The 19,645-nt window shown below is 29.0% G+C and carries 14 protein-coding genes; 5 read left to right on the forward strand and 9 right to left on the reverse strand.

Annotation, left to right across the window (positions count from 1 at the left end):
- From RWQ74_RS06960 to RWQ74_RS06985, 6 genes are all read right to left on the reverse strand, one after another.
- Positions 1-3,505 (reverse strand): Rib/alpha-like domain-containing protein (locus tag RWQ74_RS06960; protein WP_314397554.1); only part of this gene is annotated, 3,505 nt, incomplete at its 3' end.
- A gap of 942 nt (positions 3,506-4,447) precedes the next feature.
- Positions 4,448-6,472: a hypothetical protein gene (locus tag RWQ74_RS06965; protein WP_314397556.1), complete on the reverse strand. Its 2,025-nt coding sequence runs from the start codon at positions 6,470-6,472 to the stop codon at positions 4,448-4,450.
- Between the two features lie 2 nt (positions 6,473-6,474).
- The gene (locus tag RWQ74_RS06970; protein WP_314397557.1) at positions 6,475-7,476 is read right to left on the reverse strand and encodes a glycosyltransferase; all 1,002 of its coding nucleotides are present in this window, start codon (positions 7,474-7,476) and stop codon (positions 6,475-6,477) included.
- 182 nt (positions 7,477-7,658) lie between these two features.
- Positions 7,659-9,809: a YhgE/Pip domain-containing protein gene (locus RWQ74_RS06975; protein ID WP_314397558.1), complete on the reverse strand. Its 2,151-nt coding sequence runs from the start codon at positions 9,807-9,809 to the stop codon at positions 7,659-7,661.
- A 126-nt stretch (positions 9,810-9,935) separates the two neighbouring features.
- Complete coding sequence (nrdG, locus tag RWQ74_RS06980; protein WP_314397559.1) at positions 9,936-10,583, reverse strand: anaerobic ribonucleoside-triphosphate reductase activating protein; 648 nt, start codon at positions 10,581-10,583, stop codon at positions 9,936-9,938.
- A 377-nt stretch (positions 10,584-10,960) separates the two neighbouring features.
- On the reverse strand, positions 10,961-12,595 hold the full coding sequence (locus RWQ74_RS06985; RefSeq protein ID WP_314397560.1) for an ABC transporter ATP-binding protein: 1,635 nt from the start codon (positions 12,593-12,595) through the stop codon (positions 10,961-10,963).
- Between the two features lie 346 nt (positions 12,596-12,941).
- Here RWQ74_RS06985 and pcp point away from each other — a divergent pair, with 346 nt between their 5' ends.
- The 3 genes from pcp to RWQ74_RS07000 all read left to right on the forward strand — a co-directional run bounded on the left by pcp (position 12,942) and on the right by RWQ74_RS07000 (position 15,558).
- Positions 12,942-13,589, forward strand: a complete 648-nt coding sequence (gene pcp, locus RWQ74_RS06990) for a pyroglutamyl-peptidase I (RefSeq protein WP_314397562.1) — start codon at positions 12,942-12,944, stop codon at positions 13,587-13,589.
- Between the two features lie 172 nt (positions 13,590-13,761).
- Complete coding sequence (locus RWQ74_RS06995) at positions 13,762-14,166, forward strand: MarR family transcriptional regulator (protein WP_314397563.1); 405 nt, start codon at positions 13,762-13,764, stop codon at positions 14,164-14,166.
- A 12-nt stretch (positions 14,167-14,178) separates the two neighbouring features.
- A complete protein-coding gene (locus RWQ74_RS07000; RefSeq protein ID WP_314397564.1) occupies positions 14,179-15,558 on the forward strand; it encodes an MATE family efflux transporter in 1,380 nt (459 codons plus the stop codon).
- A 55-nt stretch (positions 15,559-15,613) separates the two neighbouring features.
- On the opposite strand, the gene srtB is transcribed toward RWQ74_RS07000, so the two are convergent.
- From srtB to RWQ74_RS07015, 3 genes are all read right to left on the reverse strand, one after another.
- The gene (srtB, locus tag RWQ74_RS07005; RefSeq protein WP_314397565.1) at positions 15,614-16,414 is read right to left on the reverse strand and encodes a class B sortase, LPKTxAVK-specific; all 801 of its coding nucleotides are present in this window, start codon (positions 16,412-16,414) and stop codon (positions 15,614-15,616) included.
- 99 nt (positions 16,415-16,513) lie between these two features.
- Entirely contained in the window at positions 16,514-16,837 is a 324-nt protein-coding gene (locus RWQ74_RS07010; RefSeq protein ID WP_314397566.1) for a heavy metal-binding domain-containing protein, read from the reverse strand.
- Positions 16,838-16,861: 24 nt separating this feature from the next.
- On the reverse strand, positions 16,862-17,851 hold the full coding sequence (locus tag RWQ74_RS07015) for a lipoate--protein ligase (RefSeq protein ID WP_314397567.1): 990 nt from the start codon (positions 17,849-17,851) through the stop codon (positions 16,862-16,864).
- 178 nt (positions 17,852-18,029) lie between these two features.
- Here RWQ74_RS07015 and trpS point away from each other — a divergent pair, with 178 nt between their 5' ends.
- Positions 18,030-19,046: a tryptophan--tRNA ligase gene (gene trpS / locus RWQ74_RS07020; protein WP_314397568.1), complete on the forward strand. Its 1,017-nt coding sequence runs from the start codon at positions 18,030-18,032 to the stop codon at positions 19,044-19,046.
- Between the two features lie 69 nt (positions 19,047-19,115).
- On the forward strand, positions 19,116-19,645 hold a 530-nt coding region (locus RWQ74_RS07025), incomplete at its 3' end, for a DNA/RNA non-specific endonuclease (RefSeq protein WP_314397569.1).

The raw sequence follows: 19,645 nt of genomic DNA on the forward strand, positions 1-19,645 counted from the left end.
TATCTGAAACTTTTGGTGTTTCTTCTTTTTGTTTTTCCTCAGCTGGATTTGTTGGCGTTGATGGTTGAGCTGAATCACCTTGTTTCCCTAATGTCTCTGGTTGTGTTGGGGTTCCTGGTTGTACAGGTTGCTCTTCTTTTGGTTTCTCCTCTGCAGGTGATACCGATGTCCCTTCTTTTCCTGAGTTTTCTGGCTGAACCGGCTTTTCTTGTTTATCTGAAACTTTTGGTGTTTCTTCTTTTTGTTTTTCCTCAGCTGGATTTGTTGGTGTTGATGGTTGGACTGAATCTCCTTGCTCCTCTTTTGCTTCTGGTTTTACAGGCATTGACGGCTGAGTTGAGTCACCTTGTTTCCCTGATGCCTCTGGTTGTACTGGTTTCTCTTGTTTCTCTGGAACTAATGGCTTCTCTTCTTTTGTCCCTCTTACTATAATTTTATCTATTTTTTCCTTGTTCTCTACAGTTATTTTTTCTATAACTTCTCCCGTCGTACTATTTAAAATATACGTCGTTGTCGTAATATTTTTACCATCTTCTCCTTCTGTTTTTACAAACTCTTTACCTTTATCTAACAAAGCATCTTCTTCATAAACAACTTCTCTTGGGATTTTAATCTCCTGTATTTTAGACTTAAGCCCTTTTGTAATAACTGTATTTGAGGCTTCTTTTCTTACTGAAGTTCTACTCATTTCTTCTACAATATTCGTCTTTTTATTTAATCTTGATTTTATAGTTGTAACAACTTTACCATCTTTTCCAGTAAATTCACTGATATAACCATAATCTCTTGTTTCATCACCAATGTAAGTTACTTTTAATGGAAGCTTTTCTTCTTTAGTTGTTGTAATTATTTCTCCATACAAAGCTTTAACATTAACGTTTACATCTACTAAATCAAAACTGTCATCATTATATACTACTTTTACTCTTCCCTCTTTATTTCCAGAACTTGAAGTACTTACTTCAGTTTCCCATATAATATTTTTTATAGGTAGAGTATTTTTCTCAATAGATAATTCCGCGTTAGGCTTATCTCCTTCATAAAGTTCATAAGATTTCTTAATTGGTTCATAATAATCTTTTTGGGTTTTATTTAAAATAGATGAAGCTTCACTTATTTCTTTTTCCAAATTAGCAAATTTATTTTTTTCTTCCACTAATTTATCGTAAGTTTCTATTCCGTCTAAATTCCCCTTAACTTCTTTTAAAAGATTATTATAGTTATTCAACAATTCATCTTTTCGACCATTAAACTCAGTTACTACTTCTACTGGTTTTAATAAAGTATCTGTATTTTTAAACATTTCCAATTTATTCGTTGTTTTTGCTATCTCATCTGTCAATAAAGTTTTATCTAATTTTAAGCCACTAACAGACGTTTTATATTCTTCTAACAACGTCTCTAATTCTTTAGTTAAAGCTTTTATATCTGATTGTTTGGCAGTACTATTTTTTAACAATTCTTCTACTTTTTGCAGTTTAGTGTCTAATTCTACTTTTTTTGCATCATAACGATTTTTTGTTTCCACAGTTTTGTGCTCTGTGTCTACTTTCTTCTCTTTCTCCTCAGATGCTTTTTGTTTAATAGCTTTTAACTCCTCAAAATTTGGTAATACTTTTACTACTACACTTATATTAGGATTTACCGTTTTTCCTAAATAACTTATTGTTACTGGTAAAACATGATTTACCGCTGTTGGTTGAACTTCACTAGGAATATTTATATTCAATGTTGCTGTATTAGGTAAATTATCTAAATTTAATTTTTTTAATACTTCTTCTCTTGATATTTTATTTAACGCTAATATTTCTACTGGATTTTGATCTTTCAATGAAATTTTTATATTCTCATTTACTATTTTTCTTACTTCTTCATCCGTTGGTTCTGCTATTTTTAAATTTTTCAGTATTAGATTTTCTTTCCCTTTACCGTTTACTCTAGTTCTTTCACCTATATTAAAATTATCATCATCATTCAACATTGCTGTGAAATAAGCATTAGAACTATGTTCTCCTCCCTCTATGTAGGTCATAACATCTTTATCATTATATAATAATCCTACTAAACTATCTCCCCTCATTCCATAATGTTTAATTTTTCCTTGTCTTGCTAATTGCTTACTTAAAATACTTTTCTTATATAAATCACCATTTGTTCTCGAAGCATTGATTTTTGGAGCATTAAACGTTGTAGCTTTTTTAAAAACATTATTGTAAAAGTTTCTATATTTTTTAGCCGCAGAATCAATCCAATACCCATTTTCCTCATTAGCTAACCTATTTAGCTTGACTACAGCACGTTGAGTCAAATATCCTCCTAAAGAATGTCCCGTAATATAAAAATTCTTAATGTCTTCTCTTATACCTATCTCTTTTATTATTTCTTCTATTTCTTGACCTTGCTTTGGATCTTGTCCTACTGCAATAACCCCGTCATTAGTAACATCCGCACCACCCTTAGTTCCTCTTATCGCAAGAACATGAACTAAGCCGCCTGGTAAAATCGGCAACGCACTTTTACTTTTAAATAATACTGCATCAAGTCCACTTGCATTATGATAAGTCTTATCGATTTCCCAATATGGAGAAAACTCATTATGTATAAGTTCATACACGTTTCTAGCATTTGGATCATCTTTTACATTATTATCAGTGGCAGTCCACTTATAGTCTTTATTTAAAACTTTTTTAATATACTCATCATCACGATATACTAATTTCATAAACATAGCCATATCACGATCCGTTACATACCACTTGAAATTATCATCATCCCCTGATTTACTTAAATCACTTTGATCATGATCTGTAATTCCATCGCCATCGGTATCTTTTAAAAATGGATGTCCATAATATCCATAATATGTTTTTCCATCTTTTTCATAAACATAGATTTCACTACCATTCTTCGCACTATCTCCATCCTTATCTTCATTTGCTTTTAATGGCGTTTTTCCAAAAAGTAAATTATCAATTCGACCATCTTCTGTCGTTATTAAACCTTTTGAGATTTTCACAAAATCATCATCAGTTGCAAATCGCTTTACAGATTCTCTTTCTGAATCTGTAGATCTTTTTCTACGAGCTTTTGTCTTTTCAGCAACAGCTTTTTCTATAGAACTTTTCTCTTCTATTGATTCACCATTCTTTTCTGTTAAATAATTTTTTTCTCTATTTTCTAAAACAGCTGTATCTATAGGATTTTTTTCTTCTATTGTATTACTTTGCTTTTCTGGTGAATCATTTTCTTTTGTATCTCTTGAAGCTACTCTTTCCACATCTCTAGTTTCATTTGTCACATTCACTTCATTTTTATTAGTTTCTTTAGGTTTTTCCTTTTCTATAATAGTGTTATTTTCTTTATGTATATTTTCACTAGTATTCGCTTCATTTGCTAAAGCTGGTGATGCTAAAAATATAAACGCACCTACTAATACTGAAAATGTTCCAACACTAAATTTCTTAATCGAATATTTTAATACTCTTTTTTTGTCTTTATTTACCATAGGTACTCCTTACTATTATAATTTTTTATACTAAATTGACAGATAAACATAAAAAATCAAATCAATAAATCTAGTTTTTATATCAATGCCTACAAGATACGAAAAAAATCGAAAATATATATTGAATATATAAGGTTGAACTAAAAGTCCTAAATATTAAAAAAATTTATATAAAAACTCATAAATACAATGGTTTATTAATATCTAACTTCAATTTATGAAATTTTCTTAGATATCTAATAAATTTTACAAGACGAAATCTTGTTTCTCCGAAATCATGGTTTTTGAGTCATGTCCATCTAATGTGCTATATTATAAGCTAGATTATTCTATGAAATTTTAATAAATATAACTATACTTAATTAGAAATCTTCATAAAAATACATTACGATTATTTCATACTCATTTCCCTATTAAATAAAATAACTTCTGTAAAATAAAATTAATAAACTATTAAAAAATAAAAGATATATAATTAATTATATATTTTTTCATCAAACACAATTTCCTTACCTATAACAATATCCATTTTCCTCTTAAATGGATTATATCCCTTAAACTCTATTTTAGAGTTTTAATATTTATTTGTCAAGAGTTTATAACAAATACTAGCTCTGTCCAAAGTCACAATATTATTATATTTATACCATGAATTCTTTCTTGATAAATAAATAAAATTATAAATAATAAAATATAAAACTATCTACTATGATACTGAACAAAAAGTCTCAAATTTTAATATAAAAACTCATAAACATAGTGGTTTATCAATATCTAAATTCGCTTTATGACAAAACTTTGGGATATCTAATAAGCTTGGCTGGGATCTCAACGAAATCACTTTCTTCAAAATTACAATTTCTTTGTCACTCGCTTTTCATCATTATATAAAAAGACCCATCCAAAAATGAGCCTCTATTATACTAATTTAATTTCTATATCCTAATACCACCAAAGTTTTTGATATCTATGTCCTATTTGTAGTGAAAGATCTTTTTTATTTTGATCTGCACCGTTAATATATAATTTACCAGCTTCATACATATCAATCATTTCATTTGGTACACTAGAAATAACTATACTTCCATTATTATCACTTTCTACTTGTGAGAATTTCACACTATAGTCTCCTGCTGGAAGATCATCGAAATACCAACGAAGAGTATATGTTTGTAGTGGTACTTCCCAATACAATTCACGATAAATAAATTCATGTTCTCTTACAACTTTATTATCTTTTTTATCTATTATCTCTACTTTATACTTCGAATTATTTTTCTCATCATATGAAGAAATATATCCACGAACATAATTAAAACTACGATTAGCCTTGAATGTTTGTTCAACTTCTGTATCTTTATTAACTCTAACTATTCCATCTCTTAAATAATTGTCCGTTGCATAAATACTAATACCATTAATTACACGTGAATCATAATCTAAATTCATCGAATAAGATGGTCTTAAGAAACTATCGCTTCCTACTTGAAGAGCAAATACTACTCCAAAAGCAATATAAAGTTTTTTCTTGTACTTATCAAATATAGTCGTCTCATATCTTTCAGAAAATAGTATTATACCTTTTGCTCCTAGAATGAAAATTATCGGCATCCATGCATAAACATATCTTGGTTTAGCTTCCCAGATTAAATGGAACATAAATACCCCGAAGATTATTATTTGGAATAAGAAGCATGAAGTTATATACTCTTTTCTACGTTTATAGATGTAATATACCATACCAAAAATAATCACAACATACATCATTTGAGAAAGATATATGAAGAAACTATTATTACTTCCATAGAAAAGTTGCCATAAGAAGCCATCTCCATCTCTTAGTGCACGCGTACCATTCGTATAATTAATAGTACCATCACTCCAATTACCTCTTACTTTAAAAACTACCATAAGTAAATTAAGGAAGATTGGTCTATGAGTTAATCTATTAAAGAATAAGCCCAGGTCATCTGCTATCTTATTTTGACTAAGATATGTAAATTGGAAATCCTGCCAATTATAACTTCCACCTTGAATACTCATTCCCATCATTACCCAGTGTAACATCGGGAATTTATAGCCATCATCTTTCCAAAATCCATAGTGTGCCCATAGCATATCGAATCCTTTTCCAAAGAAGACAAATGCAATTCCAAAGGTTACTAATAATATAACTAAATTTTTATACCATTTAAAAAATAGTAAGTACACTATTAACGCTGGTAAGATAATGATAATATTAGATCTTAAGTTCCATGCAAATGCAACTAGAATAGCTACTGCTACAATATGTTTTGTTCTAAAGATAAAACTTCCATCTGATGGTATAAGAACATATATTATTAAAGCAACCATAATTACCATTAATGTATCAGAGTAATAGAATAAACTATACATTTGGAAAGGAATATATAATATCATTAATCCAAAAATTATCGTTTGTTTTTGTTTTGTAAGTAATTTTCCAGCTGTTTTAAATGTTAAAAATATTGTCGCTGTTGTTACTAAGAAACAGAATATATGTAATGTCCACACTTCTGATATATGTAGAAATCCAGCTATACGATATATCCAGTATAGAATAATTGTCGGTGTAATATTATTCGGATAAACTAAAAAATATCTTTCACCAGAGAATTTTCCATAGTTTAACATATAATGTGCTTCGTTTTCTATCTCAGCACCATCTGAAAAGTTTAGTGTATCCATAGATAAAATAATCGCCTGAAATACTAAATATACTAAAATTATAATTCTATTATACTTTTTCAATCCAACTTCGTCTGTTACTAACACTTTTTTTACTGCATAAATAAACAGTATGAAAACCACGGGAACTCCTAACAGAAGAGCCAACGGATTTAATATTCTTTCATACACAAATGGTGCAACATATGCCCAGGTCAAAGCTATTGTGAATAAAGCTATGAATGCATATGAAAACACATTATGTAATATTCGCCTCATAACTATCTCCTATCCTTTCTGTTAAGGTGATTTGCAAACATTATCGGAGACATTGCTATCATCGTTTTATTTATGAATGTATCACTCTCAAAATAATCTTTTCTAGATTTTATTAACTCTAAAATTTCTATTTCCTCGGACATATTTTCATACATTCTAAGTACATCAAAAAGTAAATATCCACATAGTAAATTCAAACTATCTTCATACTTTTTATCCTGTTTAAATTCTTCTATTTTATTAAATGCAATCATTATTCTTCTTGTTGAAGCTTCAATCATTGCATTATTTCTTACAGATTTATTTTCTTCTAAATCTTTATAACCAACTTTCGCTATTTGACTTACTTTTCCTGCAACATCAAAGACACGTAATTTGAAGTATAAATTCTCTAAAGCTAACATATCCTCTTGGAATCTTAAACTATAGATATCTAAGAATTTCTTCTTGAAAATACAAGAAGTAATATTATAATTCAAATCACTTTTCAATCTTTTTATTTCCTCAACTAGATAGTTCTGTCCTGATGAAATTTTCCCATCTAGAATGCTTGGATACCCATCTCTAGTTAACATTGCAATGTCAAGATTATTTTTAGAAATCTCATTATATAAAATCTCTAGGTAATTTTGTTTTAATTTAGAGTTTTCTTCTACAAAAACTACATATTCTCCTTTTGAACAGTCTAACGCACAATTTTTTGCCGAAGAATTAGAACCTAACTGTTTTTTTATGTAGTTAATCTTATTATTATCTAATGCAGCTACCGCTTCTTCTATCTCAGAACCTGAAAGGTCGTCAACTACTATTATTTCAAATTCTTGAAAACTTTGATTAAATATATCTTTTACAATACTTTCTAGTCTATCAACACTTCTATATGCCGCTATGACTACTGTAATTTTTGTTTTATTAGTTGTTTTTATTTTTTTCGTTAATATTTCATTTCCCAAAAGCATCGTATCTAAGAAGATGTCTTTGGTTCTATCTAATGTTTTAACCATAATTTATCCTCTATATTTTAAGGTTTTATCATTTTATTATATCATAAATACTAAGTTTTTTCATTTAGTATGAGAAAACAAATAAAAGAAGTGACCCAAAAGCCTTGACTACATTAAATCAATTCCTTTGAATCACTTCCTATTTTACTTTTAAAACATTCTCTATTGTATCTGTACTAAATCTACAAGAACAATTTAGAACGTTCTCTTTCTCTACTCAATTTAGCAGAACGTGCTTTTAAACTAACTAGAATTGCTCCACCTACAAGAACGATAATTAGATAAATAAATAATATCTTAATATCACGTTCTACAGCTGGAATATATACACCACCTACCGCTTCACGTAGTAAGCCTATAGAATATGTAAATGGTACTTTTGGATATAACGCTTGGAAGAATTCTGAAGTCATTTGAATTGGGAATGTTCCTCCCGAACTTCCTAATTGTAATACTAACAGCACTATACAAACTGCTTTTCCTACATTTCCTAAAATACACACTATTGTATAAATAATTGAAGAAAATAGCAGCGATATTAATAATGCATAAATTACAAATCTATATGGCGATGTCGCTTGCGTTCCAAGAACATACATATCCCCTAATGTAATTATTAATGTTTGGAATAACGATATAATTACAAACAATAACCCTCTACCAAAATATTTTTGATATGGTTTATATTTTTTTTCCTCATCTTCTACCTTAGTAGTTAATAACGAAGACATTAATAATGAACCAACCCAGATAGAAAGAACTGTATAGAATGGTGTCATAGCTGAACCGTAGTTTTCTATATGGTAAAGCTTATTTTCTTGAAGTTTAACAGGATTTGCAAAAAACTCTGCTTGCTTCTTATAATCAACTTTTAATAAATTAAATAGTTGGTTTTTATCTATCCCGCTATCAGCTTTTTTAATTTCATCTGTTAGCTTTTGAATTTTACTCTTTACAGATGGCATTTGGGCTTGTAAAGATAATAGTTTTCTATATGCATTACTAATTTTTACCTCAGTTTCTGATAATTTTCTTTCTACTGCTGGAAGCTCTTCTTGAGCCTGAGTTATTATTCCACTAACTTTATCAATATTAACATCTGCTCTACTAAGAACTTGAGATATTAACGGTGCAACTTCAACGTTTAATTTTGAATTCATATTTGAAGAAACTTCATTAATTCTAGCAGATTTATTTACAAATTCTTCTTTTACAGTATCTGCTATTTCATCATAATGATCCATTTTATTATAGATATTATTATTTACTTCTTTTATCATCGTAATATCATTTGATAATGTCGTTACTCTATCAAGTTGACTATTAAATAATCTTTCATTTGATAGATTATTAAAATATTCAAAAATATTCTTTACAAGTTGCAGTCTCTCTCCACTCGCTTGAAGTCTGCTATCTAAAGCCTTTTGTCTAGCTTTTATCTCTTCTATTTTATCTGGTTTTTGCTGAATTTCTTTTGCTATAACATTAACTTCTCTAGATACTTCCTCTACAACATTAAGATAATTATTAATAATCGGCAATAATCTTTCATTGAATCCCTGAATATTATTAATAGTAATTCCAGCCTTATCAGCAATCATAATACTATTTGTAGCTACCCTATCTATTTCTGGAAGTGTATTTTGAACATTATTCAAAACATTTGAACCATACTCTACCTTAGCAATTAATTCACTTACAACTTGTTCATATGTAGAAAAGTTATCATTTAATTTAAAGATTTCCTCTTTTGCTTTTTCAATTGATGGAAGATTTTCTTCAAATTTTATCCCCGCTTCATGCAGTTTTTCAAAAATTATACCATTAGCTGTTTCTACAAAGTTTTTACTAATATTATTAGCTATTGCAGAAGCACCACTGTTTGTTATTTTTGGACTAATCGCATTAATTTTTTCATTAACCGTATACTCAATAGTGGCTCTCTTAGGTTCTGTTCTACTAACAGATGTCATATCTTGACTAAAATTTTTCGGTACAACAATACTCGCATAATAGTCCCCTATTCTTACTCCATCTTCAGCTTGTTGTTTATTAGAGACAAACTGCCAGTCAAGATTTTTATTATTTTTCAATCCTTCAACTAAACTTTTACCTAAGTTTAACTCTTTTCCTTCAACAGTAGCACCATCATCTTCTGAAGTTACAGCAACTTTTATATTGTTAGTATGTCCATACGGATCCCATGACGATAGTATATTCGGCCATGCATACATTGATGGTAAAAATATTAATCCTACTATAATTATCCACGTATTAGTTTTTCTAAATACTTCTTTTATATCATTTCTAAAAATCTCTATAATATTTTTCAACTTTTAATCTCCTCTCTATAAATTAATTAACAAAAACAATTAGAGATATCATCTATCCCTAATTGTTAACCTAACTATTATATCATGAAATACCTACTAGTTAAAGTAATTTCATTATATTCGAACTTAATCCATATACAGAACTACATTATCTTTACTAGAATGTTTTATATCTATAATTCTTTGATTACTACTTCCTCTAAATCTAAGGCTTAAATCTTTTAGAAAAATCATAAATGGGCCATCTACCAAGACATCACACAAGCTTAATAATTCTTTTTTATCCTCACTACCATTTAGGAGTTGCTCATATGTGTAGCCACTATATACCCAAATATCTTTTGTTGAACCGAACTCATCTCTTACTCTTTTCGCTAAAGATTTAGCTACCTGAGTATTAAGAAACGGCTCTCCACCCAAAATCGTTAGTCCTTGCACATAAGAATTACTTAAATCCTGAATTATTTGATCTTCTATCTCTTTCGTATATAATTGACCCGCATTAAAATTTTGGATACTTTCGTTAAAACACTCTTTGCAAGCGAATAGACAACCACTTAAATATATTGAACACCTTACTCCCTCTCCATCAACGAATTGAAATGGTTTATAATCAGCATATTTTTTCTTAGAATAAGCTTCAGCTAGCCAAGTGTCATTAGCTTCTTTAAATGTTCTCATCATACACTTTTTATTAGTAGTTTTCTTAGTAGCACTATATTCTGAATTGTCTATCGTGCTAATAATAGTTCTTAATTTTTCTTCTCTTGACATAATCCTCACCCCTTATATTCATATAATATCACTTTTAAAAATGAATTACAATTTATCTTATAAAGAGATCCTCAAAAATCTTTATTTTTGAGAAATTGATTTTATCGAGTAACAATAATACAGTTTGTTAAACACCTAAAAAGTTTTTATAAAGCAAAATTAGATATCAATAAAGTACTATATCTAAGATTCTCATATAAACTTTCTAAAATTTGAAATTTTTGATTCAGCACCTTCAAAATATATCTTACATAAAACGATAAAGAAAGACTTAGGAAAATTAATTTTTATAAAATCAAAATTCTAAGTCACTAGTATCTAACTCCATGTATAAGTATTACTTATCTGCGGTAATATTTATAATGTTGCTCTTACTCTTATTTAATTTCTATGATATCTGTAGCAAATTTATCAAATTCCTTACTATGAGTTATTATCAAACTTGTAATATTGTGTTCTTTTAAGTAGTTAAAAATATTTTCTACTATTAATGCACTCAAATTGGTATTCATAGCACTTGTCGGTTCATCCAAAATAATAAACGCAGGTCTTCTTATTAATATTCTAGCCAACTCTAGTCTTTGCTTTTCTCCACCACTTAAGTTTTTTCCGTTTTCTTTCAATAAATAATTATATCCTAATTTATCAATCAATTCTTGCAGGTGTAATAATCTAACTATCTCATCAAGTCTATCCTCGTATGAATCACCTAAAAGAATATTATCTCTTATTGTAGCTTCATATATGTATGGTTCTTGACTTACTTTCAAAAATTCTCCTAAAACTTGAATATTATTCTTATATATATCTTTTTCATTGATTAAGACTTCCCCATCTAACTTATATGCACCCTCTTGCAAGTTTCTTAATATAAGATTAGATACTGTCGTCTTTCCTACACCACTTCTTCCTTTTAAAACTAGAAAATCACCCTTATTAATTTCTAATCTAAAATCAGATAAAATCAGATTGTCTCTAAAATAAAAACTAGCTATATTCATATTCACACTGTTAAATTTACTTATTTTTAATACTTCTTTCTCTTCATTGCTTTTATTATTGAAAGTCTTAGACAACTCACTTTCTATCTTATGAGCGGTCTGCCTAACAGTTATTTTATCTGATATAGAATTTATAGGTTCATCTAACATTCTAATTGTAGAAAATATTGCAATAGCCGAACCTATGGAAAAATCTTTATATATTATAAAATACACTGAAAGTAATAGAGACACAATAGGTAGTATAAATGCAACAGTAGCAGATATACCTACATATAACGAAAAATACTTTGCTAAGGCAGTATTGACCTTTATTCTCTTATTTATAATATTTTCTTTAAGATAATCTATAAAGTACTGTTCTTTATTTAATTGCTTTAAATCAAAATAACCTAATATTGACTGAAGTATATATTGATTAGTTTCACCTAATAATTTCTGTTCACTCTTCATACAATTCGAAAGCTTCTTACTTATTTGTTTTATAATAAAAAAGCATACCAATATTACAGAGAATAATATAAGTGTTATCATAACATTATACCTACACATAAATATCAATATAGAAAACAAAATAAAAGACTGCGTTACTAAAATAACTTTACCTTGAGAATACCAATCTGATATCTTAATACTATCTGACGTTAACTTAGATAATATTTCACCACTTTTTGCTTCTTTAAAATCATTATATTCACTTTTTAAAAACTTATCATAAAAATACTCTAAAACAGAAAAATTTCCAAGAAAAAAAAGTTTTCTTAAAAAATATTGAGAAAGAAATAACAATAAAAAATAAAATACTAATACTACTATCAAGTATTTAACAAAATGATAAACTCTCTCAAAATTTTTAGATATCAAACTATCCAAGATAACTTGAATAATAAAAATTGATGTTAAATTTACTATAGTTCTTAGTAATATAGAAATTATAGTAATAAGTTGAACAATATACAACTTATTATCATAATATTTTTTTTGTACCATACATAATCTTCTCCTCCCCATTTATTACACATTACTTCACATATCCTTGTTTTATTAGCCAACAATAAAGTAAAACTTATCTTTTTAAAAAATACATCTTAGAGAATAAATAGATTATATCATTTTTTCAGAATAATGTAAATTTAATTATTAAAAATCTGAAAATTAATTTTAAAGAATTAATGATTTATTTTACTACGATTTACAATTTATCTCCTAAAATTACAAAAATACTATTTTCAAATTTTCTAAACTGTTTTATAATTATTATAATTTAAAAATTTAATTAATTGAGATGGGATAGTTACCATAGAATATTATTAAGTTAATTATTACAATATATTTTTTAAAAATTACGAGGTGCTTTATGAGAGTATTAATAACTGGTTTTGATAAATTTGGTAGTGAGAGTATTAATCCTTCTAATTTATGTGTTAATAGCTTACCAGATGTAATAGATAATATAGAAATAAAAAAAATCACCTTACCTACAGTCTTCAAAGATAGCTCACGTGTCTTAGAAGAAAATATAAAATCATTTTCTCCTAACATTGTTATATGCGTTGGTCAAGCTGGAGGAAGAAGTAAAATTACACCTGAACGCATCGCTATTAATATTGATGACGCTAGAATCCCAGATAATATTGGAAATAGCCCTATTGATGAAACTATAAGAAAAGATGGTAAGAATGCATATTTTTCTACACTACCAATAAAGGCTATTGTTGATGAATTGAATAAAAATAATATCCCTTCTGCTATTTCTAATACTGCTGGGACTTTTGTTTGCAATCATATTATGTATGAATCTTTATACCTAACTTCAACAAAATATCCACATATTAAAGCTGGATTTATTCATATCCCATATATTGAAGAACAAGTTTTAGACAAGCCTAATATGCCTTATATGAAAAAAGAAGATATTATCATTGCTTTAGAATTAATAATAAAAACTGCTGTGACTTATTATGACAAGGAAGATACAAAATTAACAGGTGGTTTAGAACATTAATTATTTCTAAATTTCTTTGTCCGTTCAAACAGAAGTAAATTTTCATAAACATTAAAAAGCACTGAAGATAAAGTATGAAACATATTATTTTTAGTGTTTTCTTTTTTGTGTTGACAAAATAGTATACTAAGTATATAATATATTAGCTATATTATTTTTAGGTGGTGAAATTATGTTAAAAGATGCGTTAGGTTATAAGCTTATTACGCTATTAGAGAACATGAGAAGTTATACTAAACAACCTCTAGCTGAGATAGGTATTACACATGGGCATTTCATTACTCTTATTTACATTTCGGAAAATGAAGGTGTTACCCAAGCTCAACTTGCTGAAATACATAGAAAAGATAGAAATATTGTTGGGCGTAATATCGATGCTCTTGAAAAACAAAATTTTGTTATTAGAAAACGTGGAGTAAAAGATAGACGTTCTTTTACACTACATTTAACTGAAATAGGTAAAGAGGTTTTATCAACTTACTCTAATCTACTAAACACAGCTGAAAAAGAGGTTCTTAAAAACTTAACTGAAGAAGAAATTTCTACTTTCTTCACACTATTGAATAAAATAACTTAAGGAGGAAATCATATGGAAAAAACACAAAATTATATAGAAAATCCGCTAGGTACAAAACCTATAAAAAAATTACTTATATCATTTGCTTGGCCAGCTATTACAGCGAATATTATTAATGCGATGTATAGTGTAATTGACCAGATTTTTATCGGTCAAGGTGTTGGCTACTTAGGTAATGCTGCAACAAATGTCGCCTTTCCCCTTACAACTATTTGCCTAGCTATAGGTTTAATGATAGGAATTGGTGCTGCCTCTAACTTTAATCTTGAGTTAGGTCGTGGTAATCCTGAAAAAGCGAAATCTGTAGTTGGTACTGCAGTATCTTCATTATTTATTATAGGTATTATTATCACAATTTTAGTTCATATATTCTTAAAACCTCTTATGTATGCATTTGGATCTACAGACGAAATTTTAGAATATGCAATGACATTCGCTGGAATTACATCTTTAGGGATTCCATTCTTACTAATTTCCATTAGTACTAACCCTATTGTTCGTTCGGATAATAGCCCTAAATATTCAATGTTTGCCATTATTTTTGGTGCAGTACTTAATACAATTCTTAATCCAATTTTTATCTTTGGATTTGGTTGGGGAATTGCTGGATCAGCTTGGGCTACAGTTATAAGCCAATTCTTATCTGCATTGATTCTTGTTTTATATTTCCCAAAATTCAAAAGTGTTAAATTTACTAAGCAAGACTTCATACCTAAGATACCTTTATTAAAAGTCGCTGCAGGATTTGGAATGCCTTCATTTGTTTTCCAAGGTTCTAATATGATAGCTCAAATAGTAACAAACAATTTATTAAATATTCACGGTACTAATTCTGTGTACGGGAATGATATTCCTATAGCTGTAGCTGGAATCGTAGCTAAAATTTATATAATATTTATAGCTATTATTATTGGATTAATTCAAGGAGCTCAACCAATTTTTGGATATAATTACGGAGCTAAAAAGTACGAAAGAGTTCGTACTACAATGAGATATACCATGAAGTATGCAATGATTATCTCAATTACATTCTTCTTAATCTTCGAGATTTTTCCTAAACAAATTATTAGTCTATTTGGTAATGGTAATGAACTTTACTTTGAGTTTGCAGTTAAGTATATGAGATTCTTCTTGTTATTTACATTTATCAATGGTGTTCATATTTCAAGCTCTACTTTCTTCTCTGCAATAGGAAAACCAAAAATTGGAGTTACTATTGCCTTAACTAAGCAAATTATAGTGCTAATACCAATGTTATTTATTCTTTCACATTTCTTTGGTATCGAAGGAATAATCTATGCCACTCCAGTAACTGACCTTTGTGCAATTTCAGTTTCACTATTCTTCTTAATAAGAGAATTTAGAACTATGCCAAAACAAAATATTATTTAGATAAACTAAAAAGCAATCTAGTGAATTTAATCATTAGATTGCTTTTCGTTATTTATTATCTTGTAGCTACATATTTTAATTCATCTTTATGTTTAGCTAAGAAATCGTTCATTTCATTATCTGGAATTTGACGTAGGTACAGGTTAGAACGAATTGTTTCGTCTTCTTCACGACAAGTAGATAATACTAAGTATTTATCATTTCCTTTAAGCTGAACGCTATCATTTTTAGTTGTTGCATCTTTCTTAACATTTGTTAATTGGCTTAAGAAATCTTCATCATTTTCAAAATCTAAACGATAGAATGAAGTTGTTTCTGGTACTATTGTTAAGAATGCTGCTTCGTAGTAGTATTTTCTCTCTGGAGTTTCAATAACTACGAATTTGTGTTTATCCATGTATTCTTGTTTGTCATAGTAGTTAACATCGTTGAACATACGGTGATCTCCAACTTTACTTCCACGAGCATGACCGAATAACCATGTTAATCTGTCATGGAAGTCTTTTTTGTTATCCATATCCATGAATACAGTACCAAGGTAAGGAACATGCCCACCTTCAAAAGTTTTATCTAAGTATGTTTCATTGTCATTAGTTTGAACTACTGGTTCGTCTAACTGAGTTCCTGGAGCATAAACATAAGCTACAGTTTCGTTATTCGTCTTAGATAATTCTGAAAAACGTTTTGATAAATAATCTTTCTCTTCTTTACTTACTGTGTAAGTTGCTTTTGATGATGAACTAGAACTTGTTCCTTTATCATCACTACATCCAGCTACGAATACAGCAGATGTTACTAAAGCAATTGCTAAAAGTAAAATAGAGAAAAGCTTTTTAAAGTTAAATACTTTTTTCATTATATTTTTCCTCTCTATTAAAAAATTAATAACTGTTTATCATTATACAATATCTTAATAGATTTTTCTATTACTTTTATTTTACAATTATATAATTTTTTATCTTACTACTACAGCTGTTCCTGTAACTGTTACTAAAAGCATGTTATTACCGTTACTTCCTAGAGCATCGAAGTCTATTCTAACTCCGATAACCGCATTGGCTTCCATTGCTGCTGCACGAGCTTCTAGCTCTTTTAAAGCTTCTGCTCTTGCTTGAATAATTTCATCTTCATACCCTTGGCTTCTTCCACCAAAGAAGTTTCGAAGTCCGGCTCCTAAATCTTTAATGAAATTAATCCCAGCTACTACTTCACCTGTAGCTAATCCTTTATATTCTACTATTTCCATTCCTGGAACAGTATTAGTTGTTGTGATTATCATAATACATCCCTCCAAAATTATTTATTAGTCTACTAAGATATCTACTACTTCTTCTAATGTTGCCCCTAAGAAGTACGAATTAATATCAATTTGCTCTAAAACTTTTTGAATATCTTCTTTTTGGTATTTTACACCTACTAATTTTTTGGCGATATCTTCTACATCCATTACTCCGAAGAAGTCTCCGTAGAATTTGATATTAGTAATAACTCCTTGTTCTACCATGATATTAGCTTCAATTTTACCAGTTTTAAGTCTTCTATTACGTTTAATATTGAAGTCAGGGTTTTTACCATATACCCAATCCCATGAATTATTTTTTTCTTCTTGGATAGCTAAGATTGCAGCTTCATCTTCTTTAGTTGCAACAAAATCAGTCATTTCGTATTTTTCACTCATATATTTTTTAAGTGCAGCTACGAAATCTTGAACTGTCATATCTTGGTTAGGAAGATGATCTTTAATGTTTGTTACACGTGAACGTACTGATTTGATACCTTTTGACTCAATTTTATCTTTAGATACTTTTAATGCATCTGCTAAAACTGATGTATCAACATCAAACATTAAGCATCCGTGGTGCATAATACGCCCATTACGTACGTATTGAGCATTACCGCAGAATTTTTGTCCATCGATTTCTAAGTCATTACGTCCTGTAAATTCAGCTTTAACTCCTAATGAATCTAATGCATCTAGCACAGGTTCTGAGAATGATTTGAAGTCAAATTCTTCACCACTTCTACCATTTGAGATAATTGTGTAGTTTAAATTGTTTAAATCGTGGTAAACTGCTCCTCCACCACTTACACGACGAACGATTTTGATATCTTTGTCATCACAGAATTTTTGGTTTACTTCTTCTGTTGTGTTTTGGTTTTTACCAACAACGATACATGGTGAGTTTATCCATAACATAAACACATCATCTTTTTCTGCAAGTTCATTAAAAGCATATAGCTCTAATGCTGTGTTGTAGCGTGGGTCATTACTTTTTGATTCTATGTATATCATATTAATCTCCTTAATAATTAACTATTTCTTTTTCTTTTATTATACCATTTTTTGCTGATTAAAACACTTAATTTTTATCCAAATTAATATTTTTTTATATTATTTCAAACAAACTTCAGCTATATTATGGTATAATTATTAAGAATTATTAAAATTATTTTAGAGGAGTTACCCTTTTATGACAAAAATTATTTTAACTGGAGATAGACCAACTGGAAAACTTCACTTAGGGCACTATGTTGGTTCTTTAAAAAATCGTATAGCTTTACAAAATGAAGATGACACTGAAGTATTTATTATGATTGCCGATCAACAAGCTCTTACTGATAATGCTGATAATCCTGGAAAAGTTATCGAAAATATTACAGAAGTAGCACTTGATTATCTTGCGGTTGGAATCGATCCTAAAAAAACTACTATTTTTATCCAATCACAAATTCCACAACTTGCAGAATTATACATGTACTATATGAATTTAGTATCAGTTTCTAGATTACACCGCAACCCTACTGTTAAACAGGAAATTAATGACAAAAAATTCGGTGAAAGTATTCCTGCAGGATTCTTTACTTATCCTGTAAGCCAAGCTGCGGATATTACTGCTTTTAAAGCAACACACGTTCCTGTTGGTGAAGATCAAAAACCAATGCTTGAGCAAACTCGTGAGATTGTTCGTGACTTTAATAGAACATACAATAAAGAAGTTCTAGTATTACCTGAGATTGTACTACCACCAAAAAATCATGCTCGTCTTGTAGGTATTGATGGACAAGGAAAAATGAGTAAAAGTTTAAACAATGGTATATATTTAGGGGATAGCGAAGAAAACATTAAGGCTAAAATCATGAAAATGTATACTGATCCAAATCATATTAAGATTGAAGATCCAGGTCAAGTTGAAGGAAATGTAGTATTTAAATACTTAGACATTTTCGATACTCGCGCTGATGAAGTTGCAGAACTTAAAGAACACTACTCTCGTGGTGGACTTGGTGATATGAAACTAAAACGTCGTTTAAATGATGTAATGCAAGACTACTTACGCCCAATAAGAGAACGTCGTGAAGAATTTGCAAAAGATAAAGCTGAAGTATACAGAATGCTTAAAGCTGGAAGTGAAAAAGCTGAGAAAGTTGCAGCTGCTACTTTAGATGAAGTAAAAGATGCAATGGGAATTAATTACTTCAAAAAATAAATTTTTTATAGGGGAAGAGCTCGACTCTTCCTCTTCGTTTGAATTATTATAAAAAAATAAGGAGGTCCTATGGCAAAAAGAAAAAAACAACAATTATCATTGTTTTCATTAATTTCTATTGCTATAGTAATTTTAGCTGCATTTGCTATTACATACTATACCAATAAATCGGCAAATAAAAGTACGAATACTGCAACTTTTGCTAGTGTTTCAAAAGTACCCAATGATATACTTAACTCACTTACAGCACCTAAAGAAAGTGAAGCAACTGATAATAATAAGTACAAAATATTAAATAATAATAACCCATACTTCGCTAAAGAAGACTTATCTACTACATCATTTGAAAACTATAGTCCTTTAGATAAGTTAGGTCGTGTTGGACAAGCAAACGGAATTATAGGTATTGATTTAATGCCAACTGATAAGCGCGAAGAAATCGCACATGTTCGCCCTAGTGGATGGCAAAGTAACAGAGGAACTCATGTTTACGATAGATCGCATTTAATTGCTTTCCAACTAGCTGGAGAAAATGATAATGATAAAAACCTTATGACAGGAACAAGATTTATGAATCTTAATATGATTCCTTTTGAAAA

The organism is uncultured Gemella sp., assembly GCF_963525165.1.
Taxonomy (GTDB): Bacteria; Bacillota; Bacilli; order Staphylococcales; family Gemellaceae; genus Gemella.

Excerpts from the sequence above, each read along its gene's own strand:
- RWQ74_RS06965 (WP_314397556.1), bottom strand. The coding sequence starts at position 6,472 with ATGAGGCGAATATTACATAATGTGTTTTCATATGCATTCATAGCTTTA.
- RWQ74_RS06970 (WP_314397557.1), bottom strand. The coding sequence starts at position 7,476 with ATGGTTAAAACATTAGATAGAACCAAAGACATCTTCTTAGATACGATG.
- nrdG (WP_314397559.1), bottom strand. The coding sequence starts at position 10,583 with ATGTCAAGAGAAGAAAAATTAAGAACTATTATTAGCACGATAGACAAT.
- RWQ74_RS06985 (WP_314397560.1), bottom strand. The coding sequence starts at position 12,595 with ATGGGGAGGAGAAGATTATGTATGGTACAAAAAAAATATTATGATAAT.
- pcp (WP_314397562.1), top strand. The coding sequence starts at position 12,942 with ATGAGAGTATTAATAACTGGTTTTGATAAATTTGGTAGTGAGAGTATT.
- RWQ74_RS06995 (WP_314397563.1), top strand. The coding sequence starts at position 13,762 with ATGTTAAAAGATGCGTTAGGTTATAAGCTTATTACGCTATTAGAGAAC.
- RWQ74_RS07000 (WP_314397564.1), top strand. The coding sequence starts at position 14,179 with ATGGAAAAAACACAAAATTATATAGAAAATCCGCTAGGTACAAAACCT.
- srtB (WP_314397565.1), bottom strand. The coding sequence starts at position 16,414 with ATGAAAAAAGTATTTAACTTTAAAAAGCTTTTCTCTATTTTACTTTTA.
- RWQ74_RS07010 (WP_314397566.1), bottom strand. The coding sequence starts at position 16,837 with ATGATAATCACAACAACTAATACTGTTCCAGGAATGGAAATAGTAGAA.
- RWQ74_RS07015 (WP_314397567.1), bottom strand. The coding sequence starts at position 17,851 with ATGATATACATAGAATCAAAAAGTAATGACCCACGCTACAACACAGCA.
- trpS (WP_314397568.1), top strand. The coding sequence starts at position 18,030 with ATGACAAAAATTATTTTAACTGGAGATAGACCAACTGGAAAACTTCAC.